This window comes from Exiguobacterium sp. s11 (assembly GCF_018619015.1).
GTDB lineage: Bacteria > Bacillota > Bacilli > Exiguobacteriales > Exiguobacteriaceae > Exiguobacterium_A > Exiguobacterium_A indicum.
Genome location: NZ_JACSNF010000006.1, coordinates 111808 through 135704 on the forward strand (window position 1 = coordinate 111808; position 23897 = coordinate 135704).

Genomic DNA, 23897 nt, shown 5'->3' on the forward strand with positions numbered 1-23897 from the left:
AAAAAGGTGAGTCCGAATACGGAGCTCACCTTTTCTTGTAAGATTCTTGTTATGCTTCTTCACCGATAATTTTCACTTCTGTCTCAAGTAAGATACCGAATTTTTCTTGAACCGTTTCTTGGACATGACGAATGAGCGCGATATAGTCGGATGCTGACGCATTCTCGACGTTGACGATGAAACCAGCGTGTTTCTTGGACACTTCAGCGCCACCGATGCGTGTTCCCTGTAAGTTGCTATCTTGAATCAGCTTCCCTGCAAAATAGCCTTCTGGACGTTTAAAGACGCTACCACAAGAAGGGTACTCGAGTGGTTGTTTCGTTTCTCGCTTATGCGTCAAATCATCCATGACTTCCTTGATTAGTGCTGGGTCACCCTCTGTTAAGGCAAATCGACCTTCGAGGATGATGTATTCTTTCTTCGAGAAGCAACTTGTCCGGTATCCCAGTTCGAGTTCATCATGCGAAATGTTCAACAGTTCTCCTTGTCGTGTCAATACAGTAGCGCTATGGAGGCAATCCTTGACTTCACCACCGTATGCTCCCGCATTCATGATCAATGCGCCACCAATCGTTCCTGGAATCCCACAAGCGAATTCAAGACCGCTGAGCTGATGCGCGTAAGCTACACGAGACGCTTCGATGATTGCTGCACCACTTTGAGCAACGAGTTCATGTCCTTCAACCGAGATATCGGTTAACTTCTCAAAGGAGAGGACAATGCCGCGGATGCCGCCGTCACGTACGACAAGATTCGATCCGTTTCCAAGCAACGTCAAGGGAATACCTTGTTCGTAAGCATATCGGACGACAAAAGCCGTTTCTTCATAAGAGGTTGGAATGATGAATAAATCCGCGATTCCTCCCATTTTTGTATACGTATGATATTTTAAAGGTTCATTGATTAGTACGGACTCTTTTGAAATGCCTTCATACAGTCCCGTCATTACTTGTTCAGTCATTATGGTCTCAGTCCTTTTCATGAATTCCTACCAGCGCTCATGCGCTCAAAATATATTTTAACATTAATCGTGCGGTCGTTGTTCAACATACTGTTCCCAAAATACCGACTTATGCCGGGAATTGCAAGCACTAGGGAGTGAATGTCATCGATTAGTAATGAAAAATGTCACAAGGAAAGCAGGGGCAGGAAGAGGAATGAAGCGAAAAGAACTCGGGAAAAGAGAAGTATAGAAGGAGGCGATGACGATGGAAAGTGAACGTTTATGGATGCGACCGTTTGAAGAAGAAGATTTCAGTTTTTATAAGTCACTTGTTCAAAATGAGCAAGTCATGCGTTATATCAATGGAGGCATTGCCTTGAGTGAAGATGAGGCACGAGAGTGGTTCGAACGGCAATTGGAGCGATACTCGGATGAGCGACAAACTGGTTTTTTACTGTTGTTCATAAAAGAAACGAATGAACCGATTGGCTTCGCCGGATTATTGATGCAGGAAGTCGATGGGAAAGAAGAGTTAGAGGTCGGTTATTGGCTCGAACCAAAGCACTGGAAAGTCGGTTATGGTCGTGAAGCAGCAAAACAATTAATGATGGAGGCGTTCAATCGAGGGCATGATCGAATCATCTCGATCATTCATCCCGATAATCATGCTTCGCAAAACGTCGCTCGTGCCAACGGACTGAACTGGGAAAAAGATACGGTGTTTAGAGGCATTCCTGTCACGATTTACGCTGGACAACTATCACGACTTTGTCGTAACTAAAGAGGAGAGTTTTTATGTACGAATTTAACTTCGCGTCTTTTCACTCCATGACACCTGATACCTTATATGCACTTTTGAAATTACGGACGGATATCTTCGTCGTCGAGCAGGAGTGCGCGTATCCGGAGCTAGATGATCAAGATCAACAAGCGACACACCTAATCGTCCGGAGTGAGAGTGGTCAAATCGTCGGATGTCTTCGGATGTACGATCACCCGACAAAAGGAGTCGCGATTGGACGGGTAGCTGTTCACCATGCTCACCGATCGGTTGGGTTAGCGAGACAAATGATGGAGAGAGCGATGGTGCATTTGCAGAAAGAAGCTGCGATCTACTTACAGGCACAAGCACACCTAGAAGGGTTTTACGGATCGTTTGGTTTCGAAACCGTATCCGACCCTTATTTAGAAGATGATATTCCACATGTGGACATGCAGTTTCACGCAAAGGATTCAAAAAAAGACTTCACGTCGACGATCGATGAACCGATGAATAAGTAGAATGAACTTTTTCGGAGGTGGATCAGTCATGAAGAAAGTGCTGGTCATTTTCGCTCTTAGTCTAATTGGTATCCTATCTTTAGGAGTCGGTATTTCGTATGCTCAATTGCAGGGGAACTATCGTGACTCTGAAAAAGAGTTGATGACGATTTTAGAGCGGCAACATGATTTATCAGCTTCCTCCTTTCTTGAAGTGCGCGCATCATTCTCTTTAAGACATCGACAAATCATACACGTTCGACTTCGGGGTGAACCTGCTATCACATATGAGTTCATTCAGCCAAAGGATGAAATCGAATACCTGGGATCTGTCGGAACAAGTGTTGAAAAGACAGGAAAACAAGATGCCGTCTTTCGAAACGCTCATTTAAAAGTCGGTAAAAAATAAAAAATGGAGAATCTTCCTGAAACGACGGAAGATTCTCCATTTTTTGCTTTCAAGACGATAGGATATTGCGTACACTACGAAGAGATACTGGAATGAGGAGGTCGAGGGAATCATGTGGAAACCCTTTATAAAAAATCAATCAATTGCACCGGCGTTACAAGCCTTCCGGGAACTTGACATCGAAATGTTTCGGACACATGTTGCCCAACTGAACGATGCGGAACAACAGGCCTTACAATTCATTAAGCGGGCGCTAGAGCAGGATTCACCTGCTCATTTAAAAATAGCGCTTGAAATGAAACAACCACTCGTCGAAGTCGATCGTCTGTTCCAAACACTCGTCACGTGTCAAAATCGTCAGCAGTTACTCGAAATGCTGCTAGCATATGGTCTAGACGTCAATCAAGTCTATACACTTGAAGGGCATCGCTCGATTGTCCGCCAACCCCTTCACTTTCCGGTAGGTCTATATGCGGCGCGCCATTCCGAGTTGTGGGCACTTGTTGCTGAAAAGCTGGACTTTACTTATACGATGCATCTTCAACGCAGTGATCAATTCATGGAGACGCATGAATTGAGTCTACTTGATCTCGTCTTATTGCTCGATATCGAAGAGGAGTTGACGGTTCGAGTGCTGGATCAGCTGTGCGAATGCAAGGCGACCGTTGGACTTGCAGAACGATTACAACGTCCCGCTTCACCATTGTTACTAAAGACGATTGAGGCGGATGCCTATCTAGCGACGTTTGTTTATGCTAAACATTATTTCCCGTTTTATGCGCTGATCGGACGACAAACCGTACTGTTCCAATCTTTATTGAACCGTGTGATGCAAGCGTCCATTGCTTCTGAAATGATTGAAGATGCCTTGCTTGCTTTTCATAATCACCAACCTGGACTTGCCTTGACATGGGGAGATGCCTATATCGAACAGTTGTACGAGATGGGGCTAGTGCTTCGTAAAACGGGTCATGTTGATTTTCGGGAAATGGATGCGGAGTATGTGTTACCTGAATACGATGAAGTGATTGAACGATTACGTGGTTAACGATTTATTTTGAACTTGAAACGTATGCCAATGAGAAAAAAGTTGGATATCGCAAAATGTACTTTTTTGGTATAGTCTCAACACATCTAAGTTTGTGGAATGAAAAATGGTTTCGAACGTCTTGATGTTTGCTTTACACAATTTGGCTTGAAAGGTATCTAGAATTCGCCGACCGTAACCTTGATATTTCAACTCGGGCAAACACGTGATTTCAAGGAGACGAATCGTACGACCATATTTTTGATAGAGCAGTGTACCGATCACTAATTGTTGGTCGTATATTAAATAAGGTGATGTGTTTGAATGGCTTAATTGTTCATAATGTTCTTGATGATATGGAAAAAGATGATCACATCCTTTTATAGAGTGATTTCGAAGAGTGAGGTATAATTCTTGATTACGGGCATGTATAGGTTGAAAGCGTAAAGATGATACACGGTCATTTGAAATTCCGATTAAGCGAAATTGTTCAGCAGAAAGTGTATATCCGAGTGTTTTCCAAACCGATGATAGCGCACCATCTTGAGGCGGAACGACCTGTACTTTAATTTGTTGGGCACCTTGACGAACAAGATACTCATGTAAGTGTTTCGCAAGAAGGTGAAATGCGGAGATATTTGAGTAGGCACCGTTCATCAGACAAGTCATTTCATTTGAAATACGATAACCAAGAGTCGCATAGACTAGATCATGTTTGAGATAAACGAATTGATGACCTTCAAGTAATTGAAAAAAAGGAATGTCGTGTGCCCATTGATTATGTTGTAATAGTTGGTGAACATGTCGTTTTTGATTCCGTGACAGTTGATTATAATGTACGATAGACAAAATCATAGTCCTCCTTTAATTATATGAAGTTTATTCACCTATTATTTTACAGTAAATTAAAGGTATTTATATATTGTTTTTGAAACGGAAAGTAGATGGATTATTTAAGAAAATGAGGTTAATTGATTATGAAATATCTTTGGGGCGTGATTGGATTAACACTCTTTTTACTTCTCGCTGATGCGACAGTAGGAGAAGCAAAGGATTATGACGAGCCTGATATCAGTATGTCTACGACATACGGCGATTATGGAGCACAAAGTCATATTATCGTCGATCGAAAAGAACCGATCTATGAAGGATTCGATTCACCGAACGACATGGCATTCCTATTTGCTTGTATTGCATTACTCGCAACAGTTGGACTTGGCATCGTCAATGCCTCCGATTGAAATGAATCTGACTAATAAAAGGCAAGTGACGACTCCATCGTCACTTGCCTTTTATTGTCTACTACGTGTGAATAAGAAGAATCTACTCTTAGAAATGAATTCGTTTTTTTCGACCAACGCGTGCCATTCGTTCGTGTTCTTGTTCGAGTCCAGCACGTTCGAGGAGATCGAGGTAATATCGAAACGGAGTCGAGCGATGCGAAAAATATGGGATATATTCAGTGAAAAGCATCGTCTCCGCTCGATCTAACGCGCGTAGGGAAATAAGAGCATGTAGCTCTGCGAAACGAATTTCTTGATAGGTGGATAAAGCGTCTGCATCAATCCGAACATGCGACTGTAGTTTTTTAGCATGCGCATTCAAGCAATGGATATATGCTTCTTGATGTTCGGGTTTCTCGCAATGGGCAAGTACGGCAAGCAAAAGGTCACTGCGCTCGGTATCGACGTCCATCGGAACCTTCAACGCTGTATAGAGGGCGCGTTCCATCCACTCGACACCATGACTATCATTTTTATAATAGCCGACTAATTCTTGAAAAAAATCGACTTGCGAGACTTTCAATAATCGAAACGGATCATTACTTAAAAATAAAGGTTCTTCCCCGGCAGCCGACGAAAGAAGAAAGAAAAATTCCTCAAAGGCAATCCGGGTTCCGTTTTTACGATGAGCGTAATGGCGTAAATGCTTCAACAGGCGTTTTGCGGTGATATACCAATTCTTTTGTTCGCGAAGCGGTACGATCGGATTTGGCTCAAGGTACTGGAGATCGTATGCTAATTGAATAAACCGTTCCGTCTGAGCAATCGTCTGTTCGACGGTCGGTTGTTCCTGTTCTTTTTGCAAATCCTTATACTTCACGAACTGTGTCAACATGGCGTCGAACTCTTTCTCTTCGATGACTTGTCTCGGGAGTTGACGATAGATTTCGACGATGATATCGCGAAGGGTCGTATCGCCATATTGTTCTAGTAAGAGTCGCAGTTTCCGTATTCTCATGATCGCCCTCCTTCGCAAGAAAAGCACAGTACAACACTATTCAATTCCCGCTTTTTTCATAAACCGAACCTCTTCATTTGCGCTTTTTAGTCAGAGACGACTATCTTAAATAAGAAGACTCATTACAGAAGGGGACGATTACACATGAATGAAACCATTCAACATTTACTCAACCACCGGTCAATCCGGAAATTCAAACAACATCAATTAGACGAAGAGACGATTGAAACACTCATAAAAGCTGCACAAGCTGCCTCGACATCCTCTTATCAGCAAGCCTATGCGATCATCGGTGTCGAAGACGAAGGATTGAAACGACAATTAGTCGACGTTGCAAGTGGTCAACGATATGTGGCAGAAAACAGTTACTTCTTCGTCTTTTGTATGGATTACCACAAACATACGTTAGCGGCAGAACTAGCAGGAGGCGACGTGAGCCGGACGATCGAGACGACGGAAGCGCTTGTCGTAGGGGCTGTCGATGCGGGACTTGCCGCTCAAAATTTAGTCGTAGCTGCCGAGTCGCTCGGCTACGGAACGGTCTACATCGGTTCACTACGAAATGATGCTCGTCGTGTCAGCGAACTCTTACAACTTCCAGATCACGTTGTACCATTATTCGGAGTCGCGGTCGGTCTTCCGGATCAACAACCGGGTAAAAAACCCCGCCTTCCGATGGATGCGGTCTTCCACCGGAATACGTATACTGATGACGATACGATGCGTGAGTTACTGACAGGATACGAAGAGTCAACGTCATCGTATTACGGAGAACGGACCGGTGGTCAACGGACAGAAGGGTGGGTCAAACAGATGGCTGCCTCGATGCACGAACCGAAACGGACGTATCTCCGCGAGTTCTTGAAAGAGAAACAGATCGCAAAAGATTGATACGGAGGTATCTGAATGGCAGAACATCAACCACACCGCTCTCGCTTGGAGCGACGACGTATGCAGTTAGAAGAACAAGCTAGACAAGAAGAAGAGCAGGCTAGGCAAGAAGAAGCTTTTTCGAAAGCGTACGCGCCGGACGAATCATTTTCTCAAGAATCCTTTGAGAAGCAGCAAGAACCGGCTACGTACCATCGATATGTCGAAGAGCAACCGCGAGATCGAAAAAGTACATCGCGTCGTTCCGGGAGCGGCATGCTTAAACAGGTCGCACAGATGATCGGGGGTGCCGGATCACGATTGTTTGCTAATCGGGAACGCTCGAGACGCTCGAGGAAGGCGGGTCGATCAGAGCAATCGGTACAGCAGAATCCTGACGTCTCTTCACGCGAAGCTCATCCTAAAAAAATCAAGAAAAAACGTCGTTTTAAACGAAAGCTTCTTGGGCTATTTTTATTGTTGCTCATCGCATTCGTTCTTTTTGCCTCACAACCATTCACGTTCTTATTGATCGGTAGTGATGCACGACCTGGAGAGTCGTTGCGTGGATCACGTTCAGACTCCCTGTCGGTCATGCAATTCATTCCACTTTCTCGAACGATTCAACTGACGTCGATTCCTCGAGACACGTATACACCGATTTCCTGTGAGAATGGAAAGAAGGATAAAATCACACATGCCTTTGCCTTCGGTGGAGAAGAATGTACGCAAGATGCTGTTTCGGGTCTACTCGATGAAGAAATCGATGGAAAGATCGTCATCTCCTTCGATAGTTTCATCGGATTAGTGGATCAAATCGGCGGAATCGACCTTGTCTCGACAGGAACGTTCTCCGAGCAGGATGCGAGTGGGAAAGCAAATCAGTATTCATTCCAAAAAGGGAAGGAATACCATATGGATGGTGCGATGGCACTTGCCTATTCAAGACATCGAAAAACGGATAATGACGGAGCGCGCGCGAATCGTCAGTCGGAAGTCATCCAAGCCGTCGCGACACACTTGATGAAGCCGACTGGATGGTCGAAAATTCCAGCAGCGCACACGTATATGAAAGAAGAGATGAACCTCGATTTAAGCGTCCGCGAGATGGCAACGGCAGGGTTATCGATTGCCTTGATGTCAGAACGAAAACATTATGAAATCGAGGCGGTCAGTCAGCGACTGAATGGTATTTTCTATGATTTACCGAATGAGAAGGCACTGCAAGAACTACGTGATCAGCTCGATACGACGTTTTATGGCACATTGAAGAACTAAAGGGAAGGGGTTTCCTTCCGGTCATTGCGGGTATAAATTGATGTACGTTGCTCCTTTGGTGGATTGTTTTAGGTTATCTCTGAAATCGATGATTTTTGGACATGACATCACGACATTCCACGAAGGTGACTAACTTATCGAGGAGGGACCCCCCATATGAAAGTACTAGTCGTAGGTGCATCCGGTACGATTGGAGCGCGCGTCGTCAAATCGCTTGCCAAGGGTCATCAGGTCACGGTCATCGTTCGTCATGAACATCTGGTGGAACGATTCGAAAAACTCGGTGTCAAGGCGCATTACGTCGATATCGAAACAGAACTCGAAAAAGTCATTGAGCACGGAGTCGCAGGGCAGGATGCAGTCATTTGTGCGGCGACCGCAGGAGTAGACGGCGAAGCAACTGAAATAGAACTGCTGGATCGAACAGTCGCTTTGAAAACAATTGATGCAGCTAAAAAAGCGCGAGTACGTCATTTTGTGCTACTGAGCGCTTATGGTGCAGATCGACCTGAGCAATTCAAGAAAGATGTCTATCCGTTCTATGCTGCTAAGAATGCAGCAGAGGAGCAGATTGAACATAGTGGTTTGACGTATACGATCATTTGTCCGGTTGCCATCACAACAGGTGAAGGACGTGGCTTGATTGAAGCCGATGAAGATTTGAAGGACACGAAGGACGCGACGATTTCGGAAACGGATGTCGCATCGATTCTCGTTGCTTCTGTCGATAATCGATCGGTATTCAATCGACGTCTAGAAGTCAAGGAAGGGAAGACTTCCTTGAATGAGGCCTTAGGGGGAGCGGAAGCTGTCGGTAGCGTTAAAGATAACCGTCAAGTCAAAAAACAATTACCACGTTTTAACTAACCGTGTGTCTCGTTAAAACGTGAATTCTCTAAAATGAAGCGAACTCATTTCCGCATATAAGACGGAAGAGTTCGCTTTTTTGTTGATAAAAGTAGATAGTCGAAAAGAGGAAGTCTGCTACACTGAACAAAGAAGGAGGGGGTTAGATGTGAAAAAACCGTTGGTCTATCTGATCCTAGCGATTGCTATTATCGGTATTGCCTATCAAAGTTATCAAACATATGATGCGAAACAAAAAAAAGTGGAGCAACAACAAAAACAAGTATCACAAGGTGGTCTCGAAGTAGGGATGGAAGCCCCGAATCTATCCTTACATCAAGAAGGAAAAACCATCGATCTTGACGAAATCAATCATGATGTCTTTGTCATTAATTTTTGGGCAACGTGGTGTCCACCTTGTAAACAAGAGATTCCAGAACTAAATGCCTTTGCACGACATACAGATGTACCCGTTTACGGGATCAATGTCACGACATCAGAACGACGTGTTTCGGATGTTGCCGATTTTCTGAAGCAGACACCTGTTGAATATCCTGTGTTATATGATCGAAAGGGAACGTCAGAAGATGCTTATCGCCTCGTAGCAATGCCAGCGACTTATGTATTAGACCGGAAAGGAAAGATTCTTTCAAAGCACATCGGTCCTGTAACGGAACAGATGTTAAAAGAGATGGTGAAACGAACAGGAGGATGACAATGGAACTCCTATGCCACAACTGCTCCTTTCGACAAACATTCCAACTCGGTCAACTAGATGGTTGGCCGACATTTCCTGCTGTCTTGACGCAAGGGGTCGAAGCGTTCATGACAGGTCTCCCGCTTTGGTTCGTTCCGTCGATGCATGAACCGATTTTACAGCGGACGTATGTAGACGACTGGAATCGATTTCGATTAATTCAGCACTATCAGCTTTATCAGGAGGAATTAGCGGATGATTGGGTACCGTATCAATTGGATTTATACCACTGTCCGACTTGTCACCGATTTTCGAATCGGTTTTGGTGTGCCCTATTTTTACAACTAGATGTCGTTCAACCACTTTACGAATGCCCACATGATCAGACGATACTAGAGCGAATCGAAATATCCGATATCGATCACTTTTCCTGCCCATCTTGTCATGGTCACTCCCTATATGTGCGTAGATAAAGCGAAAAAGCCATTCATTTCATGAAAGACTGATGAGAGAAACTCCTTCTCTATAGTCAATTCATGGTACTGAATGGCTTTTTATCGATCATCAACCCATTTGCCGAAACGAAAATGTTTGAAAGGAAGAGGGTGATGAATTACTGACATCTAACGTATAGGTTGTACCGTCAAAAATAATCGTATCGCCTAACCTTGCTTCAGGTGGTAAATAACGTCGTGGAATGAAACTTGAACCATTTTCCCATAGCAGGACAGCATATTTGCCGTCAAGTCGCTCCAGCGTACCACGTTTGATCATATTAACTCCTCCCACAAATTACATCGAAGTCATCCCTTGGTCGATCAGGAACGTACTCTCTCTCTATCATTCTTTGTAATTTTTAATCTTATGTTTGGTATATTCCCAGTTCATTTCATCTTTACACATGATTCTTTAAAAAAACGTGATTCCAAGCCGTTTTCGTCTTAAATCTGACGTATTTAACAGGAAATAAAGGAGATACTGGTAAGAAAAAAAGACCCGATAGGACATATCGGATCTTTAATATGAAATAGACTTAAGAAGCGAGAGATTGTTTTGTTTCGATTTTCGTTGGACGAAGAAATGCGAGTAAAAACGTAAACAATGGTGAAAGGAGTAAAAAGAATGCGAACGGGATGTATTCAGTTACCGGGACACCAAGAGTAGAAGCAAAGAATGCTCCAGAAACTCCCCACGGAATGAGTGGGTTGACGAGTGTTCCTCCATCTTCGAGTGAACGAGAAAGGAAACGCGGATCAATCTGACGCTCTTCAAAGATTTTCTTAAATGCTTGACCCGGAAGCAAGATGGACAAGTATTGCTCTCCAGCCATGAAGTTAACACCGATCGATGATAAGGCAACCGATGAAATGATGCTGCCATCGCGCTTCAATCGGGAAACCGTTCGTTCAATGACGACATCGATGACACCGATACCACGCAAGACGCCACCGAAAGCGAGCGCGAGCATGACGAGTGAAACGGACCACATCATCGATTGCAATCCACCTTTAGTAATGATTGCCGTGACGGTCTTACTAGACGATTCTAATTTTAATCCGTTCTGAATGACTGCCATCCAGTTCGAGATGTTCCAGTTTCCTTGTACAAAACCTGTTAACAACAATCCACTTAAAACGCCAGCAACAAGTGTTGGGACGACCGGCATCTTACGTAATGCTAACACCATGACGAGCAATGGTGAAAGCAATGTCCAAGGTGACAAGTCGAACAAACGAGCTAACTCTTGTTGTGTCGTTTGAACAGCTGACGAATCGACATTTCCACTACTACGTCCGAAGATGAAGAATAAGATGAATGTGATCGTGATAGCGGGAATCGTCGTCCCCATCATGAAACGAATATGATCGAATACGGATACGTTGACGATTCCTGGTGCGAAATTCGTCGTATCTGATAAAGGTGACATCTTATCTCCGAAACAGGCTCCACTGATGATAGCGCCTGCTGCAAGTGCTGGATTAACGCCTAGTGCGATTGCAATTCCCATCAAGGCAACACCAACCGTACCGATCGTTGTAAACGAACTACCTGTAAAGGTCGAGACGACCATCGCAATCAGAAGAGCGCTTGGTGCGAACCAAGTCGCTGAAAGTGTAGATAAACCAAAATGGAGAAGGGTCGGCACTGCGCCACTCATCATCCAGACCGCAATCGTCATACCGACGAGCAACATGATCAGGATCGGTTTGATGGCTTCCCGAATACCTTGAATCATATGGTGTTCGACATCCTCGAACTTAAAACCCCGGTAAACGGCATATCCTGAGACGAAAATAAGACTGGACAAGATGGCAAGATGCGGTTCGGCTTTAGCACCGAATAACGCGGACAATAAGATGATGATACTGATTCCTAGGATAGCTGCGGATTCACGGAATGACATGCGCATGCTTCCACCTCCTTATATGAATATGAAAGTATGTTGACTCTCTGTTGCTAACACGCTTTTATGCACAAAAGCGTTGAACAAACGTAATATTAACGAATATTCTGGAGGACGTCAACCATAAGAGTTTCTATGAAAAATATAAAAAAACGAAAATGTGACGTTTTTTTGTCGTAAACGCTTTCTTTTTTAGCTCAAATCTTGCACAATAAGAAGTATCAAATGACATTTTTGTGAACGATGAGGAGGATACATATGTTTACATTGATTTTTGTAGTAGTCGTCGCGATTATGGGTGCAGGCGTATTTGGGATTGATCATCTCGTAGCGCAACGTGCGGAAAAGCGTTAAGGAGGTGCGTATAAAAGAAGCGTTGAAGGGACTGTCTTATAGAAGACAATCGCTTCAACGCTTCTTTTTTTGTATAAAAACTAATAAAAATTCAATTGACAGTATAAATATACATATGTTTAAATCGGTATAACATTCTTTGAAGGGGAGCGTACAGATATGAAATGTACCATCATCGGAGCAACAGGATACACCGGAATTGAACTGATTCGCCTACTAGAGTCACATCCTTCATTTGAGATCATCTGTTTGATGAGTGACTCGATGGCAGGGGAATCCATGCATGACGTATTCCCATTTATGAATAAAAAAACATATTCCTCGTTATCTTCCTTTTCGGTGGAGCATTTGATGGAAACCGATACGGATATGGTGTTCTTAGCGACACCGAGTGGGATTTCAAAGCATTACTTAGAACAACTTCAAAACTGGTCCGGTTACGTCATTGATTTAAGTGGCGATTTGAGACTTCCAGCTGAAGCATATGCAACGTGGTATGACAAGGAACCCATTGATGCCCAGTTGCAACAAAGAGCAACTTATGGATTACCAGAATGGAATCGTCAAGCTGTTACTGCGAGCAAATGGATTGCGAATCCAGGCTGTTACGCGACAGCAGTTTTGCTTGGACTAACACCATTCTTAAAAGAGAAAAAAATCGATCCATCTCAAATCATCATTCAAGCTTCTTCTGGTCTGACGGGAGCAGGGAAAACGTTGACGGCACAAACGCATCATGTCCATTCAAGCGAAAACGTTCGCTTGTATAAAGTGAATCAGCATCAGCACATCCCGGAAATTGAGCAGGCGCTTTTCGAATGGACCGGATCATCGCATCCGATTACGTTCTCGACCCAACTACTACCGATCAATCGAGGCATCATGGCGATTATGACGGTTCAGCCGTTGATCGATTTATCGGAAACGGAGTGGCGATCTTGGTTGACGGACCAGTATGCAACGGAACCATTCGTCCGAATCCAACAGGCTGATCCGGAAATCAAATCCGTCGTCGGGAGTAATCACTGTGATTTGACCGTTTATAAGGATGATCGGACAGGGCGAGTGACCATCGTTTCAGTCATCGATAACATGCAAAAAGGAGCTGCCGGACAAGCCGTTCAAAATGCCAACATTCTAGCTGGTTTTGATGAGACATCCGGTTTAACGCAACAGCCGATCTACATTTAATCAAGAGAAAAAGAAAGAGGAGGAACGCCTGTGTGGCAAGTACAAGTAAAGACCCCATTGACGATCACGACACCGAAGGGATTTCAAGCATCGGGAATACATGTGGGTCTGAAACGAAAGCGGAAGGATTTAGGTCTGATCTGGTGTGAAGTAGGAGCAAGCGCTGCAGCTGTCTATACGACGAATCAGGTGCAAGCAGCACCAATCACCGTGACGAAACAAGCGATTCAGGCGTCACAAGGTCGTATTCATGCCGTCCTCGTTAACAGCGGGAATGCGAATGCGTGTACAGGGGAACTAGGGTTATCCCATGCGTATATGTCGCAACAAGCGATGGCGAAAAGTTTAAATGTTGCTCCAGAACAAGTCGCGATTGCTTCAACAGGGATCATCGGTCAACCGTTAGCCATTGATACGTTACTGGCAGGTATTCCACAGCTGATGCCTACAAATGACAAGGATGCCGCGGATGATTTTGCTCATGCGATCCTGACGACCGATACTGGTACGAAAACAGCTGGTCAACAATACATGCAAGGGGATGTCCAAATTTCAGTATGTGGCGTGGCGAAAGGATCAGGGATGATTCATCCGAACATGGCGACGATGCTTGGTTTCTTGACGACCGATGCAACGATTGAACCGGATGTCTTACAGACGGTGTTGCGTCGGACGATTCATCGGACGTTCAACTGCATTACCGTAGATGGAGACAGTTCGACAAATGACATGGTCATGATTTTAGCGAGCGGAGCTGCAGGGGGCGCAACGATCGTTGAAGGCACGGACGAAGCGTTGGCATTCGAACAGGCGATCGAAACGGTTTGCCAAGATTTAGCGAAACAGATTGCGCGGGACGGGGAAGGCGCGACGAAGTTGATTGAGGTGACGGTAGCGGGAACACAAACCGATGAAGTAGCACGAATGATCGCCAAACAAGTCGTCGGATCGTCTCTCGTCAAAACAGCCATCTTTGGGGAAGATGCGAACTGGGGACGAATCATCGCTGCTGTCGGAAGTATTAAGGAGCCACTCGATGTATCAAACGTTGACATCAAAATTGGTTCGCAGTGGGTGTTGCAACAGAGCATGCCTGTCTTATTCGATGAAGCAGTTGCATCGCAGGAACTGGCAAAGCAGGATGTCCATATTCATATCGATTTGCATGATGGAGTAGGACAAGGACACGCTTACGGCTGTGACCTGACGTACGATTACGTCAAAATCAATGCGAGTTACCGGACATGACGAAACGAAAAGTCATCAAACTAGGTGGTAGTGTGTTGGAGCAACTGGATGCGCGGTATTTCGAGGAATGGAAAGCGTGGGTCGAAACCGGTAACGAATTATTGATCGTCCATGGAGGTGGTCCTCTTCTATCGAGTTACTGTGAACAAGAGGGAATCAAACCCGTGTTTCGAAACGGTGTCCGTGTAACGACGGATGGTGTCTTACTCGGGGCACGACGGATCTTAGCAGGGGAAGTCCAATCCGGGATCGTCCAGCAGTTGAATCAAGCAGGGATTCCTGCCGTCGGGATGAGCGGGTTAGACGGAGCAAGCGTCCATGGTAAAACGATCAAAGGACTCGGGGCAGTCGGTCAGATCACGCACATTCATCCACGATTATTCACGGTGTTGAGTACGAATGGCTATGTGCCTGTCGTCACATCCCTTGTCACAGGGGAGCAAGGTGTATTGAACAGTAACGGGGATGCGTGTGCGATTGCTGTCGCGAAGGCTTGGTCTGTCGACCGATTTGAATTGTTGACGGATGTCGAGGGTGTAAAAGTAAACGGTGACTATCAATCAGAAATCACGTCTGCAGCCATCGAAGCTGCGATAGCGTTGGGAGAAATCTACGGGGGAATGATTCCGAAGGTCGAAGCGATGATGCAGGCCACTCAGCATGGTATTCCAGAGGTCGTCATTCGGTCTGGGAAAAATGCGTTAGCTGCAGGGACACGAATCAAGGAGGAATTACATGAGTGCACTACTACCCACTTATCAACGTACTGATGTGGAATTGGTCAAAGGACAAGGGTCGATCGTAGAAGATGCGACAGGCAAGACGTATCTGGATTTCATCATGGGAATCGCTGTATGCAACACAGGACACCGTCATCCTTATATTCAGCAACGGCTAGAGGAACAATTGAATCAAATTTGGCATACGTCGAATCTGTTTCAAATCGCGGCACAAGAGCGGGTCGCCGAGCGACTGACGGAAGACAGTCATCTCAGTCATGCCTTCTTTTGTAACAGTGGTGCGGAAGCAAACGAGGCGGCGTACAAACTCGTTCGAAAATGGACAGGGAAAACGGAAGTCGTCACGTTTAAACAATCTTTCCACGGGCGGACATTTGCGATGATGGGCGCAACAGGACAGGAGAAAATCAAGGCGGGATACGGGGAGATGGTAAATGGCTTCAAACATCTACCGTTTAACGAGATGGAGAGCTTATCAGCGATTACGGAACAAACTGCTGCCGTATGGCTCGAAATCATTCAAGGAGAGGGTGGGGTCGTCGTCGCCGACGATGCGTGGCTCGAAGCGTTGATGAAGAAGGCGCAACAATACGATGTCAAAATCATCGTCGACGAAGTACAGACTGGCATCGGTCGGACGGGCTCTCGTTTTGCGTTTGAGCAGACACCACTCGTACCGGATATCATCACTCTTGCGAAAGGACTTGGGAGTGGACTCGCGGTCGGTGCGCTACTCGCGACGGCAGAAGCGGCAGAAGTATTTACACCTGGATCGCATGGTTCGACCTTTGGTGGGAATCCACTCGCGATGACAGCTGCGGAAGCCACACTTGACCTTTTGTTAAGTGACACTGTCATGGCAGACGTTCAAGGAAAAGGCGAATATTTACGTCAGCAATTAGAAAAAAAATTACCTAAGTCGATCGTGAGTTCTATTCGTGGACGTGGATTGATGATTGGTATCGAGTGTGTGATGCCTGTTGCACCGCTGATTGACGCCTTACGTGAGAATGGTCTTCTCGTCGTATCGGCTGGTCCTCATGTCATTCGCTTATTGCCATCATTGTTCGTAACGGAACAGGAACTCATGGACGCCATCGAAAAAATACAACTCGTTTGTCAACAGGAGGTCATCGTATGAAACAATCCGGAAAACTAACGCTTGCGAACGGAACGACGTTTACCGGTTCGTGGCAAGGAACAGCTCCAGTCAAAGGAGAGGTCGTCTTTTTTACAGGAATGACAGGATATCAGGAAGTCTTGACGGATCCATCTTATCAAGGACAAATTCTTGTCTTCACATACCCGTTGATCGGTCAATACGGTATTCAAGCGGAGGCGTCAGAAAGCAGCCAGATTCAAGTCGCTGGTGTCATCGTTCAAACTTTGGCTGAGGACGGGGAAGGAACATCACTCGCGAGCTGGTTGAGAGAAGCGAATGTGCCGATTTTGTCGGGAGTCGATACGCGTTCTCTTGTGCATCTATTACGAACGGAGGGCGACCAATTCGGTGACATGGTGCAAGTGGATATGAGCGTCACTGCGTCAATCGACACAGCATACATCGCTTCTGTATCGACGACTTCAAACGTCGAATACGTACCGGAAGTCGAACAGGGGCACATCGTCTGTATCGATTACGGCGTGAAACAATCGATGATCGATGCTTTGCTTGAACGCCATATGCGTGTAACGGTCGTGCCATATGATGCGACACCGGAACGGATTCAAGCGCTGGCGCCAGATGGTCTACTGTTTTCCAACGGACCTGGTGATCCGACGCAACTAGACCCGTTCCTTTCAGGAATCCATGAACTGGCGACGAGCTATCCGACACTTGGTATTTATATGGGACATCAGGTTCTCGCTCATGCGTTTGGTTGTACCTTATTAAAACAACATCATGGACACCGAGGAGCGAACCATCCCGTACGTCATCTAGCATCCGGGCAAGTGTTCATGACATCTCAGAATCATGGTTATGCCGTTGATGTTAAAAGCATCGAAGCGTCTGAGATGGAACTTGCGTACGAACACATCAATGATGGGTCCGTTGAAGGATTGATTCATCCGGCTCTGCCAATCATGACAGTCCAGTTTCACCCAGAAGCGAGCCCAGGACCAACAGAGGCGATGGTCGTCTTCGATCAATTCGTAAATAGCGTATTACATCAGGAGGTAGCATATGTGGGATAAACAGAAAGTACTCGTTATCGGTTCGGGTCCAATCGTCATCGGGCAAGCAGCAGAATTTGATTATTCCGGCACACAAGCCTGTCAGGCGCTTCGAGAAGCGGGATGCGAGGTCATCTTAATGAATTCGAATCCGGCTACTATCATGACGGATCCGAGCACGGCAGATCATGTCTATATTGAGGCGATGACTCTTGAAAAAGCAACGGCCATCATCGAACAAGATCGACCATCCCATCTCCTAGCGACGGTCGGCGGTCAAACGGCACTCAATCTTGCGATGTCACTCGAAGAAGCAGGCGTACTTGAACAATACGGTGTCGAACTTCTAGGAACTTCGCTTGAGACGATCCGAGACGGAGAAGATCGTGAACGATTCAAGCAAAAGATGATCGAACTCGCGCAACCGCTCCCGGAAAGTCAAACGATCGAGTCGTTAGCAGAGCTTGAGGAATTCATGGCAGTACACGGGGTACCACTCGTCATTCGACCAGCCTTTACGCTCGGTGGAACGGGCGGCGGAATCGCAGTGACGAAGGACGATGCACGTCTGTTAGCGCAGAACGGCTTACAAGCGAGTCCAATTTCACAGTGTTTAGTTGAAGTGAGTATCGCTGGCTATAAAGAAGTCGAATACGAAGTCATGCGTGACAGCGCAGATACGACGATTATCGTTTGTAACATGGAAAACATCGATCCTGTCGGTGTCCATACCGGGGACTCGGTCGTCTTTGCACCGATTCAGTCGATTTCGGATCGAATGAATCAACAATTGCGGACGGAAGCGCGTAAAATCGTATCGCATCTCGGTGTCATCGGTGGATGCAACATACAATTCGCGATCCATCCGACGGAAGAACGTTATTTCGTCATTGAAGTCAATCCGCGTGTCAGTCGTTCTTCGGCACTTGCTTCCAAGGCGACGGGATATCCGATCGCAAAATTAGCGACACGTCTTGCGCTCGGTGAGCGACTCGACGATTGCATCAATCCTGTCACGAAAGAGACGATGGCGAGTTTTGAACCGACGATGGATTATATCACGGCAAAAGTGCCTTGTTTCCCATTTGATCTATTTACCGGCAGTAACCGGACGCTTGGAACACAAATGAAGGCGACGGGTGAGAGCATGGCGATGGGGAAGACGCTAGAAGAAGCGTTACAAAAGGCGTGGCGCGGTGCGGGAGTCGAGCAATCGCCTCTTTATCCGACATGGATGAAAACAGCGGAATCGGATGCGTTGTGGAAGGAAGTGATGGCGCCGACGGATCGTCGCTTGCTTGCGATGCTCGCGCTACTCGATCGCAAGGAGACGACCGTCGAATCACTCGTCGAACAGACGAAAGTACAAGCTTTATTCGTCAAAGTACTTCAACGCCTTGTCGATCAGCAACAAAACATCGATGTATCGAATGAAAGTTCTCTAAAGCAAACCAAAATGATGGGCTTCACGGACGAACAAATTGCGCTTCTGACAGGTGTTAGTGCTGTAGAGATCGAGCACTTACGTAAAGAAAAAGGCATCCTCCCTGTCTATCATATGATTGATACATGTGCAGGAGAGTTCAAGAGTGCGACACCTTATTTCTACGGAAACTGGAGTGGTCAAACGGAAGTCACAGCATCGACGAAAAAGAAAGTTGCTGTCATCGGTGCGGGACCCATTCGAATCGGTCAAGGAATCGAATTTGATTATTGCTCCGTTCACGCGGTACGTGCATTGCAAGCATCCGGTTATGAAACGATCATGATTAACAATAACCCAGAGACCGTCTCGACCGACTTCGAAGTCGCAGATCGCCTGTATGTCGAGCCGTTGACACTTGAAGACGTCATGCATGTGCTAGAAGCAGAGGATTGCCAAGACGTCCTAGTCCAGTTCGGAGGACAAACGGGAATTGCGCTGGCGTCTGGTTTGGAGAACGCCGGTTATCATCTTCTCGGAACGACGGCAGATGTCATTGACCAAATGGAAGACCGTGAGCGGTTCTATCAATTTTTAGATGATATCGGTATCGATCGTATTCCAGGACAAGAAGTGGCGACGCATGAACAAATGACAGAAGTTGCAACAACGATCGGTTATCCGGTTATGATTCGTCCTTCCTATGTCATCGGAGGTAAGGGAATGCATATCATCCACGATCAAGAGCAATTAGAGACGATCGTGTCTGAATTGGCATTCCCTGTCCTCGTGGATGCCTACCTCCAAGGAAAGGAAATCGAAGTCGACTGTATTACGGACGGCACAACGACGTACGTTCCGATTTTGATGGAGCAATTGGAACGGGCAGGGGTTCACTCTGGAGATTCAACGATGATTCTGCCACCTGTATCGCTCAGCGCTACCGTTCAGAGCGAAATCGAGCGATTTGCACAGATGATCGGGCAACGAATGGATTATAAAGGAGCGTACAATATCCAATTCGTCTTGCATGACGATCAAGTCTACGTGCTAGAAATCAATCCACGTGCCTCCCGCACGTTACCAATCGTCGCCAAAGTAACCGGTCAACCGATCTTGCAGTGGGCAGTCCAAGCAGCGGTCGGTCAAGCGGTCGCACTACCAACGGAACAGACGAAACTTGATTTCCATGCCGTCAAGACCCCTGTTTTTTCAACGTTGAAACTACAAGGCGTCGATCCGAAAACAGGTCCCGTCATGCGTTCGACAGGTGAAACGCTGCAATGGACGACAGACGGACTGGCGCTGGAACGTTTCATTTTCGACGAGACGACAAAACGACATTTGACGACGAGAGACATCATCGTTGCTGGAGCAGATACAGAGGCTTTCGAAACGGGTGTAGCATTAGATGAAACGATTGACTGGGCACAATGTGCGATTTTCTATTCGCACGTGATAGAAGAAAAAGCGAGTCGCGAAGCAGCGCTTGCTGCCGGGGTACAAGTCCTGACAGAACCTGAATTAGCGCATTATCATCTACAAGCGATAGAAAAGTCCCCTTATGCTGTGAAGCCACTTCATACATGGACAGAGCCGATCAAGGAGGAAGTAAAATGAAGACGATGCAACAATTAAAGCATTTCTTGACGATGGCGGAACTGACGCCGGAAGCACTGACGGAGCTATTGGCACTCGCGAAAGACATCAAGCATCAGCCGAGTGTCTACCAAAACGCATTAAGCCATAAAAAAGTGGCCTTATTGTTTGAAAAGGCATCGACGCGAACACGTCTATCGTTTGAGGTGGGTGTCGTCGAACTCGGTGGACATCCGATCGTGCTAAGTGGAGCAGATATGCAAATCGGGCGGGGGGAGCCGCTCTCAGATACGATTCAAGTCATGAGCCGTTACGTCGATGCCCTGATGATTCGGACGTTCGGTCATGAGATCGTCGACACACTTGCGGCACACGGTACGATTCCAATCATCAATGGATTGACGGATCTACACCATCCGTGCCAAGTCCTTGCTGACTTGCTGATAATCGAAGAGACATTTGGAACACGATCTGGAAAGATTTTGACATATATCGGGGACGGAAATAACATGGCCCATTCGCTGATGATTGGTGGAGCGCTCAGTGGAATGGAAGTTCGCATCTGTGCGCCGGAGGCGTATGCTCCTGATCCACAAATCGTTCATGAGGCACAAGTCATTGCGAAGGAAACGGGTGGAAACATCATCGTCATGACGGATCCTGAGGAAGCAGCGAGTGATGCAGACGTCGTATATACGGATGTCTTCGCGAGTATGGGACAAGAAGAAGAAGCGACGATGCGTCTGCAAGCATTTGAAGGATATCAGGTTAATGCCAATATCATGAATCAAGCAAATGATGAAGCTATTTTCTTGCATTGCCTTCCGGCGCATCGCGGGGAGGAAGTCACGGCGGACGTCATCGATGGCAAGCAATCGGTCATCTTCGATCAAGCTGAGAATCGCCTCCACGCACAAAAAGCGTTGCTCGTCACATTACTTGGATAACCCTAAAAGACTCGGTCACCAATTTGGCGACCGAGTCTTTTAGTTGAGCGAAGTTAATCATAATGGCGTCGGGCTAATCGTTCTTCTTGTTCTTTTTTGACTTGTCGCTTATTTTTTTCATGCAGACGTTTCATAAAAGGAGTCGTTTGCCAAGATGGAGCCCAGTCGGATTCTTTTCCGGCACGGAGGGCAAGAATATAATCATAGCTCTGATGAAGTCGTTCGATCATCTCTGTTCGGATATCACAAATGTGACCGTGTCCGGGAATCAAGAGTTTGACTTCATATTCATAAATGAACGACTCGAGTAACTCGAGCGTCGTCAAATACTCAGAGGAATCGTGTTCGATCAAGGGGATTTCAACGTCTGAAGCGTAATCGCCGCAGACTAACAAGTGAAGTGGCATGACGATGAAGGAAAGATGAGTCGCTTCATGACCGGGCGTCAAAAAGAAGATTAACTTCGTTTGTCCGATCGTTAAAATCGTCTCAGACTCATGGATGACATGTGTCACGTCTGGGAAAAGGACGGGAGAATCGATATAGAATTCATCATTAAAATCTTGTACGGCTTGGAGCGCTTCTTGTCGGTCGACATCGATGAACGGTTTAGAAGCGATGACGATGGCATCCGTAAAGGCATAGGCTCCTAAAATATGATCGAAATGGGCATGCGTATAGACGACGTATAATGGTCGTTCGCGACGCACGATTTCGACGTCTCGACGAATCGTTGCAATCTCATCGGGAAGCCAGCCAGGGTCGACGACGATCAGACAATCAGGCGTCTCGATTAATGTCGAAGTCGTTTTCATGAGTGTACTTTGATAGATCGTCACGCCGGGCATTTTCATCTGAATCATACGAATCCTCCTTTACGAATCTCTATCTATATCGTTGTATACCCATAAATTCGTTGGAATCATCAGCAGAATCAATAAAAAAGACGACTCGCACGTCGCGAGTCGCCTGCCCTCTAGAGGGAAATGGTCCTAGACCTATGTTATGTCATAATTGGAGCGGGTGAAGAGAATCGAACTCTCGTCATCAGCTTGGAAGGCTGAGGTTTTACCATTAAACTACACCCGCGTATTGGCTACATGAAATATAGTAGCATAGCAAAGAGGGCATTTCCATAACTTTTATGAAAAAAAGCAATTTCTTTTAAGATTCGGTGTACAATAATACTAGTTAATCGTTTCCAATGGTAATCTTGATTTGCAATATGGGTAAAGTTGGGTAGAGGAGAGAGTGTCTGGTGAATGAAGTGCGAGTTTGGAGCGAACAGCCGATGGGAAAAGGATGGAAGGCGATCTGTCACCATCAATTCGATCGTCATCGCTTATTGATAGGAGAGTGGTTCCATAACGTAGGTGTACTTGCTTTTTCCATCAATCAAGATGCGGATTTGCTACCGGATGTCCTTCCAAACACATTCGATCTGCCGCTCGTCTCGGAACGTGTGCAACGCGTCATTGCAGCATACGCGCCTTTTTCTGTACAATGTCTCAAGGTACATCTTGAGACGAAGGACGGAGTGGTTCCGTACTATCTTCTCAATCTCTTATCTGTCAGTCGGATCGAACATCTACATACGACGGATGTATTCCGTCCGGTCCCGAGACGACGCGTCTATTTTTTGACAGAGCGACGAATCAGCGATTCGATTTGTCCGCATCATCTTATGCGAGATGAGCGCACGCATCGCATGTTCGTCTCTGCTCAACTCGCTCGACAATTCGAGCGTATGGCTGTGACGGGTATCCGCTTTGAAGAGATACAACGAATGGAGGAATTCAAATGAAACAGTACACAGTCGATCATTGGATCACGCTAGAATATCCAAAGGTATTCGAATATCAAGAAGAAGAGACATATGTCAGTTTTTATTCGACGGATGAAAATGCAATGGGTACGCTCCAATTATCCATTTATGAGTCCGATTCAGAAGAATTGACACCGTATGAGGCGGCGGAACAAGAAATCAATCTGTTGGTGGAAGAGTTCGGCATCGAACTAACAGGAGCACTTGAAGTCCGTCGTAATTCAACAAAAGAAGCGTTGCTTGCAGTAGATGGGAAAGAAGAAGATATCTTCTTACGGATCTACGCGTATTCGGACGGGGAACGGTTAGTCTTATTGACGTACTCTGCAGAACGCGAGACGCTTGAAATCGAAGAAATCGAAGCGATGATTTCTTCACTGACTTGGATTCAATGAAGGATACGATAGAAGTGCAAAAGGC

At 46.0% G+C, this 23897-nt stretch carries 25 protein-coding genes and 1 tRNA gene; 19 read left to right on the forward strand and 7 right to left on the reverse strand.

The genetic code is table 11. The annotated features are described in order from the left end of the window. Positions 1-49: 49 nt before the first annotated feature. Positions 50-961 (reverse strand): UDP-N-acetylmuramate dehydrogenase, encoded by a 912-nt coding sequence (gene murB, locus KNQ12_RS15540; RefSeq protein WP_035398835.1) that lies wholly within the window; start codon positions 959-961, stop codon positions 50-52. 247 nt (positions 962-1208) lie between these two features. On the opposite strand from murB, the gene KNQ12_RS15545 reads away from it, so the two are divergent. The 4 genes from KNQ12_RS15545 to KNQ12_RS15560 all read left to right on the forward strand — a co-directional run bounded on the left by KNQ12_RS15545 (position 1209) and on the right by KNQ12_RS15560 (position 3660). After that, positions 1209-1724 carry a GNAT family N-acetyltransferase gene (locus KNQ12_RS15545; RefSeq protein ID WP_035398833.1) on the forward strand — a complete coding sequence of 172 codons (516 nt, stop codon included), beginning with the start codon at positions 1209-1211 and terminating at the stop codon, positions 1722-1724. Between the two features lie 14 nt (positions 1725-1738). Continuing rightward, a complete protein-coding gene (locus KNQ12_RS15550; protein WP_052017207.1) occupies positions 1739-2224 on the forward strand; it encodes a GNAT family N-acetyltransferase in 486 nt (161 codons plus the stop codon). A gap of 28 nt (positions 2225-2252) precedes the next feature. After that, positions 2253-2612, forward strand: coding sequence for a hypothetical protein (locus tag KNQ12_RS15555; protein WP_050678267.1), 360 nt, complete (start codon positions 2253-2255; stop codon positions 2610-2612). 112 nt (positions 2613-2724) lie between these two features. Next, positions 2725-3660 (forward strand): hypothetical protein, encoded by a 936-nt coding sequence (locus KNQ12_RS15560; protein ID WP_214749676.1) that lies wholly within the window; start codon positions 2725-2727, stop codon positions 3658-3660. On the opposite strand, the gene KNQ12_RS15565 is transcribed toward KNQ12_RS15560, so the two are convergent. Then, positions 3649-4488 (reverse strand): GNAT family N-acetyltransferase, encoded by an 840-nt coding sequence (locus tag KNQ12_RS15565; protein WP_214749673.1) that lies wholly within the window; start codon positions 4486-4488, stop codon positions 3649-3651. The two genes, KNQ12_RS15560 and KNQ12_RS15565, sit on opposite strands and share 12 nt — an antisense overlap. Positions 4489-4616: 128 nt before the next feature. Between KNQ12_RS15565 and KNQ12_RS15570 the strand changes: the two genes are divergently transcribed. Further along, entirely contained in the window at positions 4617-4880 is a 264-nt protein-coding gene (locus tag KNQ12_RS15570) for a hypothetical protein (protein ID WP_023467206.1), read from the forward strand. A gap of 88 nt (positions 4881-4968) precedes the next feature. Here KNQ12_RS15570 and KNQ12_RS15575 read toward each other — a convergent pair whose 3' ends face one another. Then, on the reverse strand, positions 4969-5880 hold the full coding sequence (locus KNQ12_RS15575) for a hypothetical protein (RefSeq protein ID WP_035398827.1): 912 nt from the start codon (positions 5878-5880) through the stop codon (positions 4969-4971). A 144-nt stretch (positions 5881-6024) separates the two neighbouring features. Here KNQ12_RS15575 and nfsA point away from each other — a divergent pair, with 144 nt between their 5' ends. The 5 genes from nfsA (at position 6025) to KNQ12_RS15600 (ending at position 10044) form a co-directional block, all read left to right on the forward strand. Continuing rightward, on the forward strand, positions 6025-6771 hold the full coding sequence (gene nfsA, locus KNQ12_RS15580; protein ID WP_023467208.1) for an oxygen-insensitive NADPH nitroreductase: 747 nt from the start codon (positions 6025-6027) through the stop codon (positions 6769-6771). Between the two features lie 15 nt (positions 6772-6786). Continuing rightward, positions 6787-8028, forward strand: a complete 1242-nt coding sequence (locus tag KNQ12_RS15585; RefSeq protein ID WP_251055879.1) for an LCP family protein — start codon at positions 6787-6789, stop codon at positions 8026-8028. A 156-nt stretch (positions 8029-8184) separates the two neighbouring features. Then, complete coding sequence (locus KNQ12_RS15590) at positions 8185-8895, forward strand: NAD(P)H-binding protein (RefSeq protein ID WP_023467211.1); 711 nt, start codon at positions 8185-8187, stop codon at positions 8893-8895. A 148-nt stretch (positions 8896-9043) separates the two neighbouring features. Further along, positions 9044-9589 (forward strand): TlpA family protein disulfide reductase, encoded by a 546-nt coding sequence (locus tag KNQ12_RS15595; RefSeq protein ID WP_214749670.1) that lies wholly within the window; start codon positions 9044-9046, stop codon positions 9587-9589. 2 nt (positions 9590-9591) lie between these two features. Further along, positions 9592-10044, forward strand: a complete 453-nt coding sequence (locus KNQ12_RS15600) for a hypothetical protein (protein WP_214749667.1) — start codon at positions 9592-9594, stop codon at positions 10042-10044. Between the two features lie 91 nt (positions 10045-10135). On the opposite strand, the gene KNQ12_RS15605 is transcribed toward KNQ12_RS15600, so the two are convergent. Together KNQ12_RS15605 and nhaC are read right to left on the reverse strand one after the other, a co-directional pair. After that, positions 10136-10345, reverse strand: a complete 210-nt coding sequence (locus tag KNQ12_RS15605; RefSeq protein WP_023467214.1) for a DUF3006 domain-containing protein — start codon at positions 10343-10345, stop codon at positions 10136-10138. A 259-nt stretch (positions 10346-10604) separates the two neighbouring features. Continuing rightward, positions 10605-11981 (reverse strand): Na+/H+ antiporter NhaC, encoded by a 1377-nt coding sequence (gene nhaC / locus KNQ12_RS15610; protein ID WP_214749664.1) that lies wholly within the window; start codon positions 11979-11981, stop codon positions 10605-10607. Between the two features lie 507 nt (positions 11982-12488). On the opposite strand from nhaC, the gene argC reads away from it, so the two are divergent. From argC to argF, 7 genes are read left to right on the forward strand one after another with little or no spacing between them, the layout of a single operon-like run. Further along, positions 12489-13520: an N-acetyl-gamma-glutamyl-phosphate reductase gene (gene argC, locus KNQ12_RS15615; RefSeq protein WP_214749662.1), complete on the forward strand. Its 1032-nt coding sequence runs from the start codon at positions 12489-12491 to the stop codon at positions 13518-13520. Between the two features lie 30 nt (positions 13521-13550). Next, entirely contained in the window at positions 13551-14768 is a 1218-nt protein-coding gene (argJ, locus tag KNQ12_RS15620) for a bifunctional glutamate N-acetyltransferase/amino-acid acetyltransferase ArgJ (RefSeq protein ID WP_035398822.1), read from the forward strand. After that, positions 14765-15538, forward strand: coding sequence for an acetylglutamate kinase (gene argB / locus KNQ12_RS15625; RefSeq protein WP_214749659.1), 774 nt, complete (start codon positions 14765-14767; stop codon positions 15536-15538). Before argJ ends, argB begins: the two co-directional genes overlap by 4 nt. Next, positions 15504-16649, forward strand: a complete 1146-nt coding sequence (locus KNQ12_RS15630; RefSeq protein WP_214749656.1) for an acetylornithine transaminase — start codon at positions 15504-15506, stop codon at positions 16647-16649. The genes argB and KNQ12_RS15630 overlap by 35 nt, the downstream gene beginning before the upstream one ends. After that, positions 16646-17704 (forward strand): carbamoyl phosphate synthase small subunit, encoded by a 1059-nt coding sequence (locus tag KNQ12_RS15635; protein ID WP_214749652.1) that lies wholly within the window; start codon positions 16646-16648, stop codon positions 17702-17704. The genes KNQ12_RS15630 and KNQ12_RS15635 overlap by 4 nt, the downstream gene beginning before the upstream one ends. Further along, complete coding sequence (gene carB / locus KNQ12_RS15640; RefSeq protein WP_214749649.1) at positions 17694-20726, forward strand: carbamoyl-phosphate synthase (glutamine-hydrolyzing) large subunit; 3033 nt, start codon at positions 17694-17696, stop codon at positions 20724-20726. Before KNQ12_RS15635 ends, carB begins: the two co-directional genes overlap by 11 nt. After that, complete coding sequence (argF, locus tag KNQ12_RS15645; RefSeq protein WP_214749646.1) at positions 20723-21652, forward strand: ornithine carbamoyltransferase; 930 nt, start codon at positions 20723-20725, stop codon at positions 21650-21652. Before carB ends, argF begins: the two co-directional genes overlap by 4 nt. A gap of 53 nt (positions 21653-21705) precedes the next feature. Here the strand turns inward: argF and KNQ12_RS15650 are convergent, their stop codons facing one another. Together KNQ12_RS15650 and KNQ12_RS15655 are read right to left on the reverse strand one after the other, a co-directional pair. Next, positions 21706-22515: an MBL fold metallo-hydrolase gene (locus KNQ12_RS15650; RefSeq protein WP_023467227.1), complete on the reverse strand. Its 810-nt coding sequence runs from the start codon at positions 22513-22515 to the stop codon at positions 21706-21708. A 152-nt stretch (positions 22516-22667) separates the two neighbouring features. After that, positions 22668-22741: transfer RNA gene (locus tag KNQ12_RS15655), tRNA-Gly, on the reverse strand. A 169-nt stretch (positions 22742-22910) separates the two neighbouring features. Here KNQ12_RS15655 and KNQ12_RS15660 point away from each other — a divergent pair. Together KNQ12_RS15660 and KNQ12_RS15665 are read left to right on the forward strand one after the other, a co-directional pair. Then, positions 22911-23456 carry an imm11 family protein gene (locus KNQ12_RS15660; protein ID WP_023467228.1) on the forward strand — a complete coding sequence of 182 codons (546 nt, stop codon included), beginning with the start codon at positions 22911-22913 and terminating at the stop codon, positions 23454-23456. Continuing rightward, the gene (locus KNQ12_RS15665; RefSeq protein WP_023467229.1) at positions 23453-23872 is read left to right on the forward strand and encodes a hypothetical protein; all 420 of its coding nucleotides are present in this window, start codon (positions 23453-23455) and stop codon (positions 23870-23872) included. Before KNQ12_RS15660 ends, KNQ12_RS15665 begins: the two co-directional genes overlap by 4 nt. Positions 23873-23897 lie beyond the last annotated feature (25 nt).

Excerpts from the sequence above, each read along its gene's own strand:
- murB (WP_035398835.1), bottom strand. The coding sequence starts at position 961 with ATGACTGAACAAGTAATGACGGGACTGTATGAAGGCATTTCAAAAGAG.
- KNQ12_RS15545 (WP_035398833.1), top strand. The coding sequence starts at position 1,209 with ATGGAAAGTGAACGTTTATGGATGCGACCGTTTGAAGAAGAAGATTTC.
- KNQ12_RS15550 (WP_052017207.1), top strand. The coding sequence starts at position 1,739 with ATGTACGAATTTAACTTCGCGTCTTTTCACTCCATGACACCTGATACC.
- KNQ12_RS15555 (WP_050678267.1), top strand. The coding sequence starts at position 2,253 with ATGAAGAAAGTGCTGGTCATTTTCGCTCTTAGTCTAATTGGTATCCTA.
- KNQ12_RS15560 (WP_214749676.1), top strand. The coding sequence starts at position 2,725 with ATGTGGAAACCCTTTATAAAAAATCAATCAATTGCACCGGCGTTACAA.
- KNQ12_RS15570 (WP_023467206.1), top strand. The coding sequence starts at position 4,617 with ATGAAATATCTTTGGGGCGTGATTGGATTAACACTCTTTTTACTTCTC.
- KNQ12_RS15575 (WP_035398827.1), bottom strand. The coding sequence starts at position 5,880 with ATGAGAATACGGAAACTGCGACTCTTACTAGAACAATATGGCGATACG.
- nfsA (WP_023467208.1), top strand. The coding sequence starts at position 6,025 with ATGAATGAAACCATTCAACATTTACTCAACCACCGGTCAATCCGGAAA.
- KNQ12_RS15585 (WP_251055879.1), top strand. The coding sequence starts at position 6,787 with ATGGCAGAACATCAACCACACCGCTCTCGCTTGGAGCGACGACGTATG.
- KNQ12_RS15590 (WP_023467211.1), top strand. The coding sequence starts at position 8,185 with ATGAAAGTACTAGTCGTAGGTGCATCCGGTACGATTGGAGCGCGCGTC.
- KNQ12_RS15600 (WP_214749667.1), top strand. The coding sequence starts at position 9,592 with ATGGAACTCCTATGCCACAACTGCTCCTTTCGACAAACATTCCAACTC.
- KNQ12_RS15605 (WP_023467214.1), bottom strand. The coding sequence starts at position 10,345 with ATGATCAAACGTGGTACGCTGGAGCGACTTGACGGCAAATATGCTGTC.
- nhaC (WP_214749664.1), bottom strand. The coding sequence starts at position 11,981 with ATGCGCATGTCATTCCGTGAATCCGCAGCTATCCTAGGAATCAGTATC.
- argC (WP_214749662.1), top strand. The coding sequence starts at position 12,489 with ATGAAATGTACCATCATCGGAGCAACAGGATACACCGGAATTGAACTG.
- argB (WP_214749659.1), top strand. The coding sequence starts at position 14,765 with ATGACGAAACGAAAAGTCATCAAACTAGGTGGTAGTGTGTTGGAGCAA.
- KNQ12_RS15630 (WP_214749656.1), top strand. The coding sequence starts at position 15,504 with ATGAGTGCACTACTACCCACTTATCAACGTACTGATGTGGAATTGGTC.
- KNQ12_RS15635 (WP_214749652.1), top strand. The coding sequence starts at position 16,646 with ATGAAACAATCCGGAAAACTAACGCTTGCGAACGGAACGACGTTTACC.
- carB (WP_214749649.1), top strand. The coding sequence starts at position 17,694 with ATGTGGGATAAACAGAAAGTACTCGTTATCGGTTCGGGTCCAATCGTC.
- argF (WP_214749646.1), top strand. The coding sequence starts at position 20,723 with ATGAAGACGATGCAACAATTAAAGCATTTCTTGACGATGGCGGAACTG.
- KNQ12_RS15650 (WP_023467227.1), bottom strand. The coding sequence starts at position 22,515 with ATGATTCAGATGAAAATGCCCGGCGTGACGATCTATCAAAGTACACTC.
- KNQ12_RS15665 (WP_023467229.1), top strand. The coding sequence starts at position 23,453 with ATGAAACAGTACACAGTCGATCATTGGATCACGCTAGAATATCCAAAG.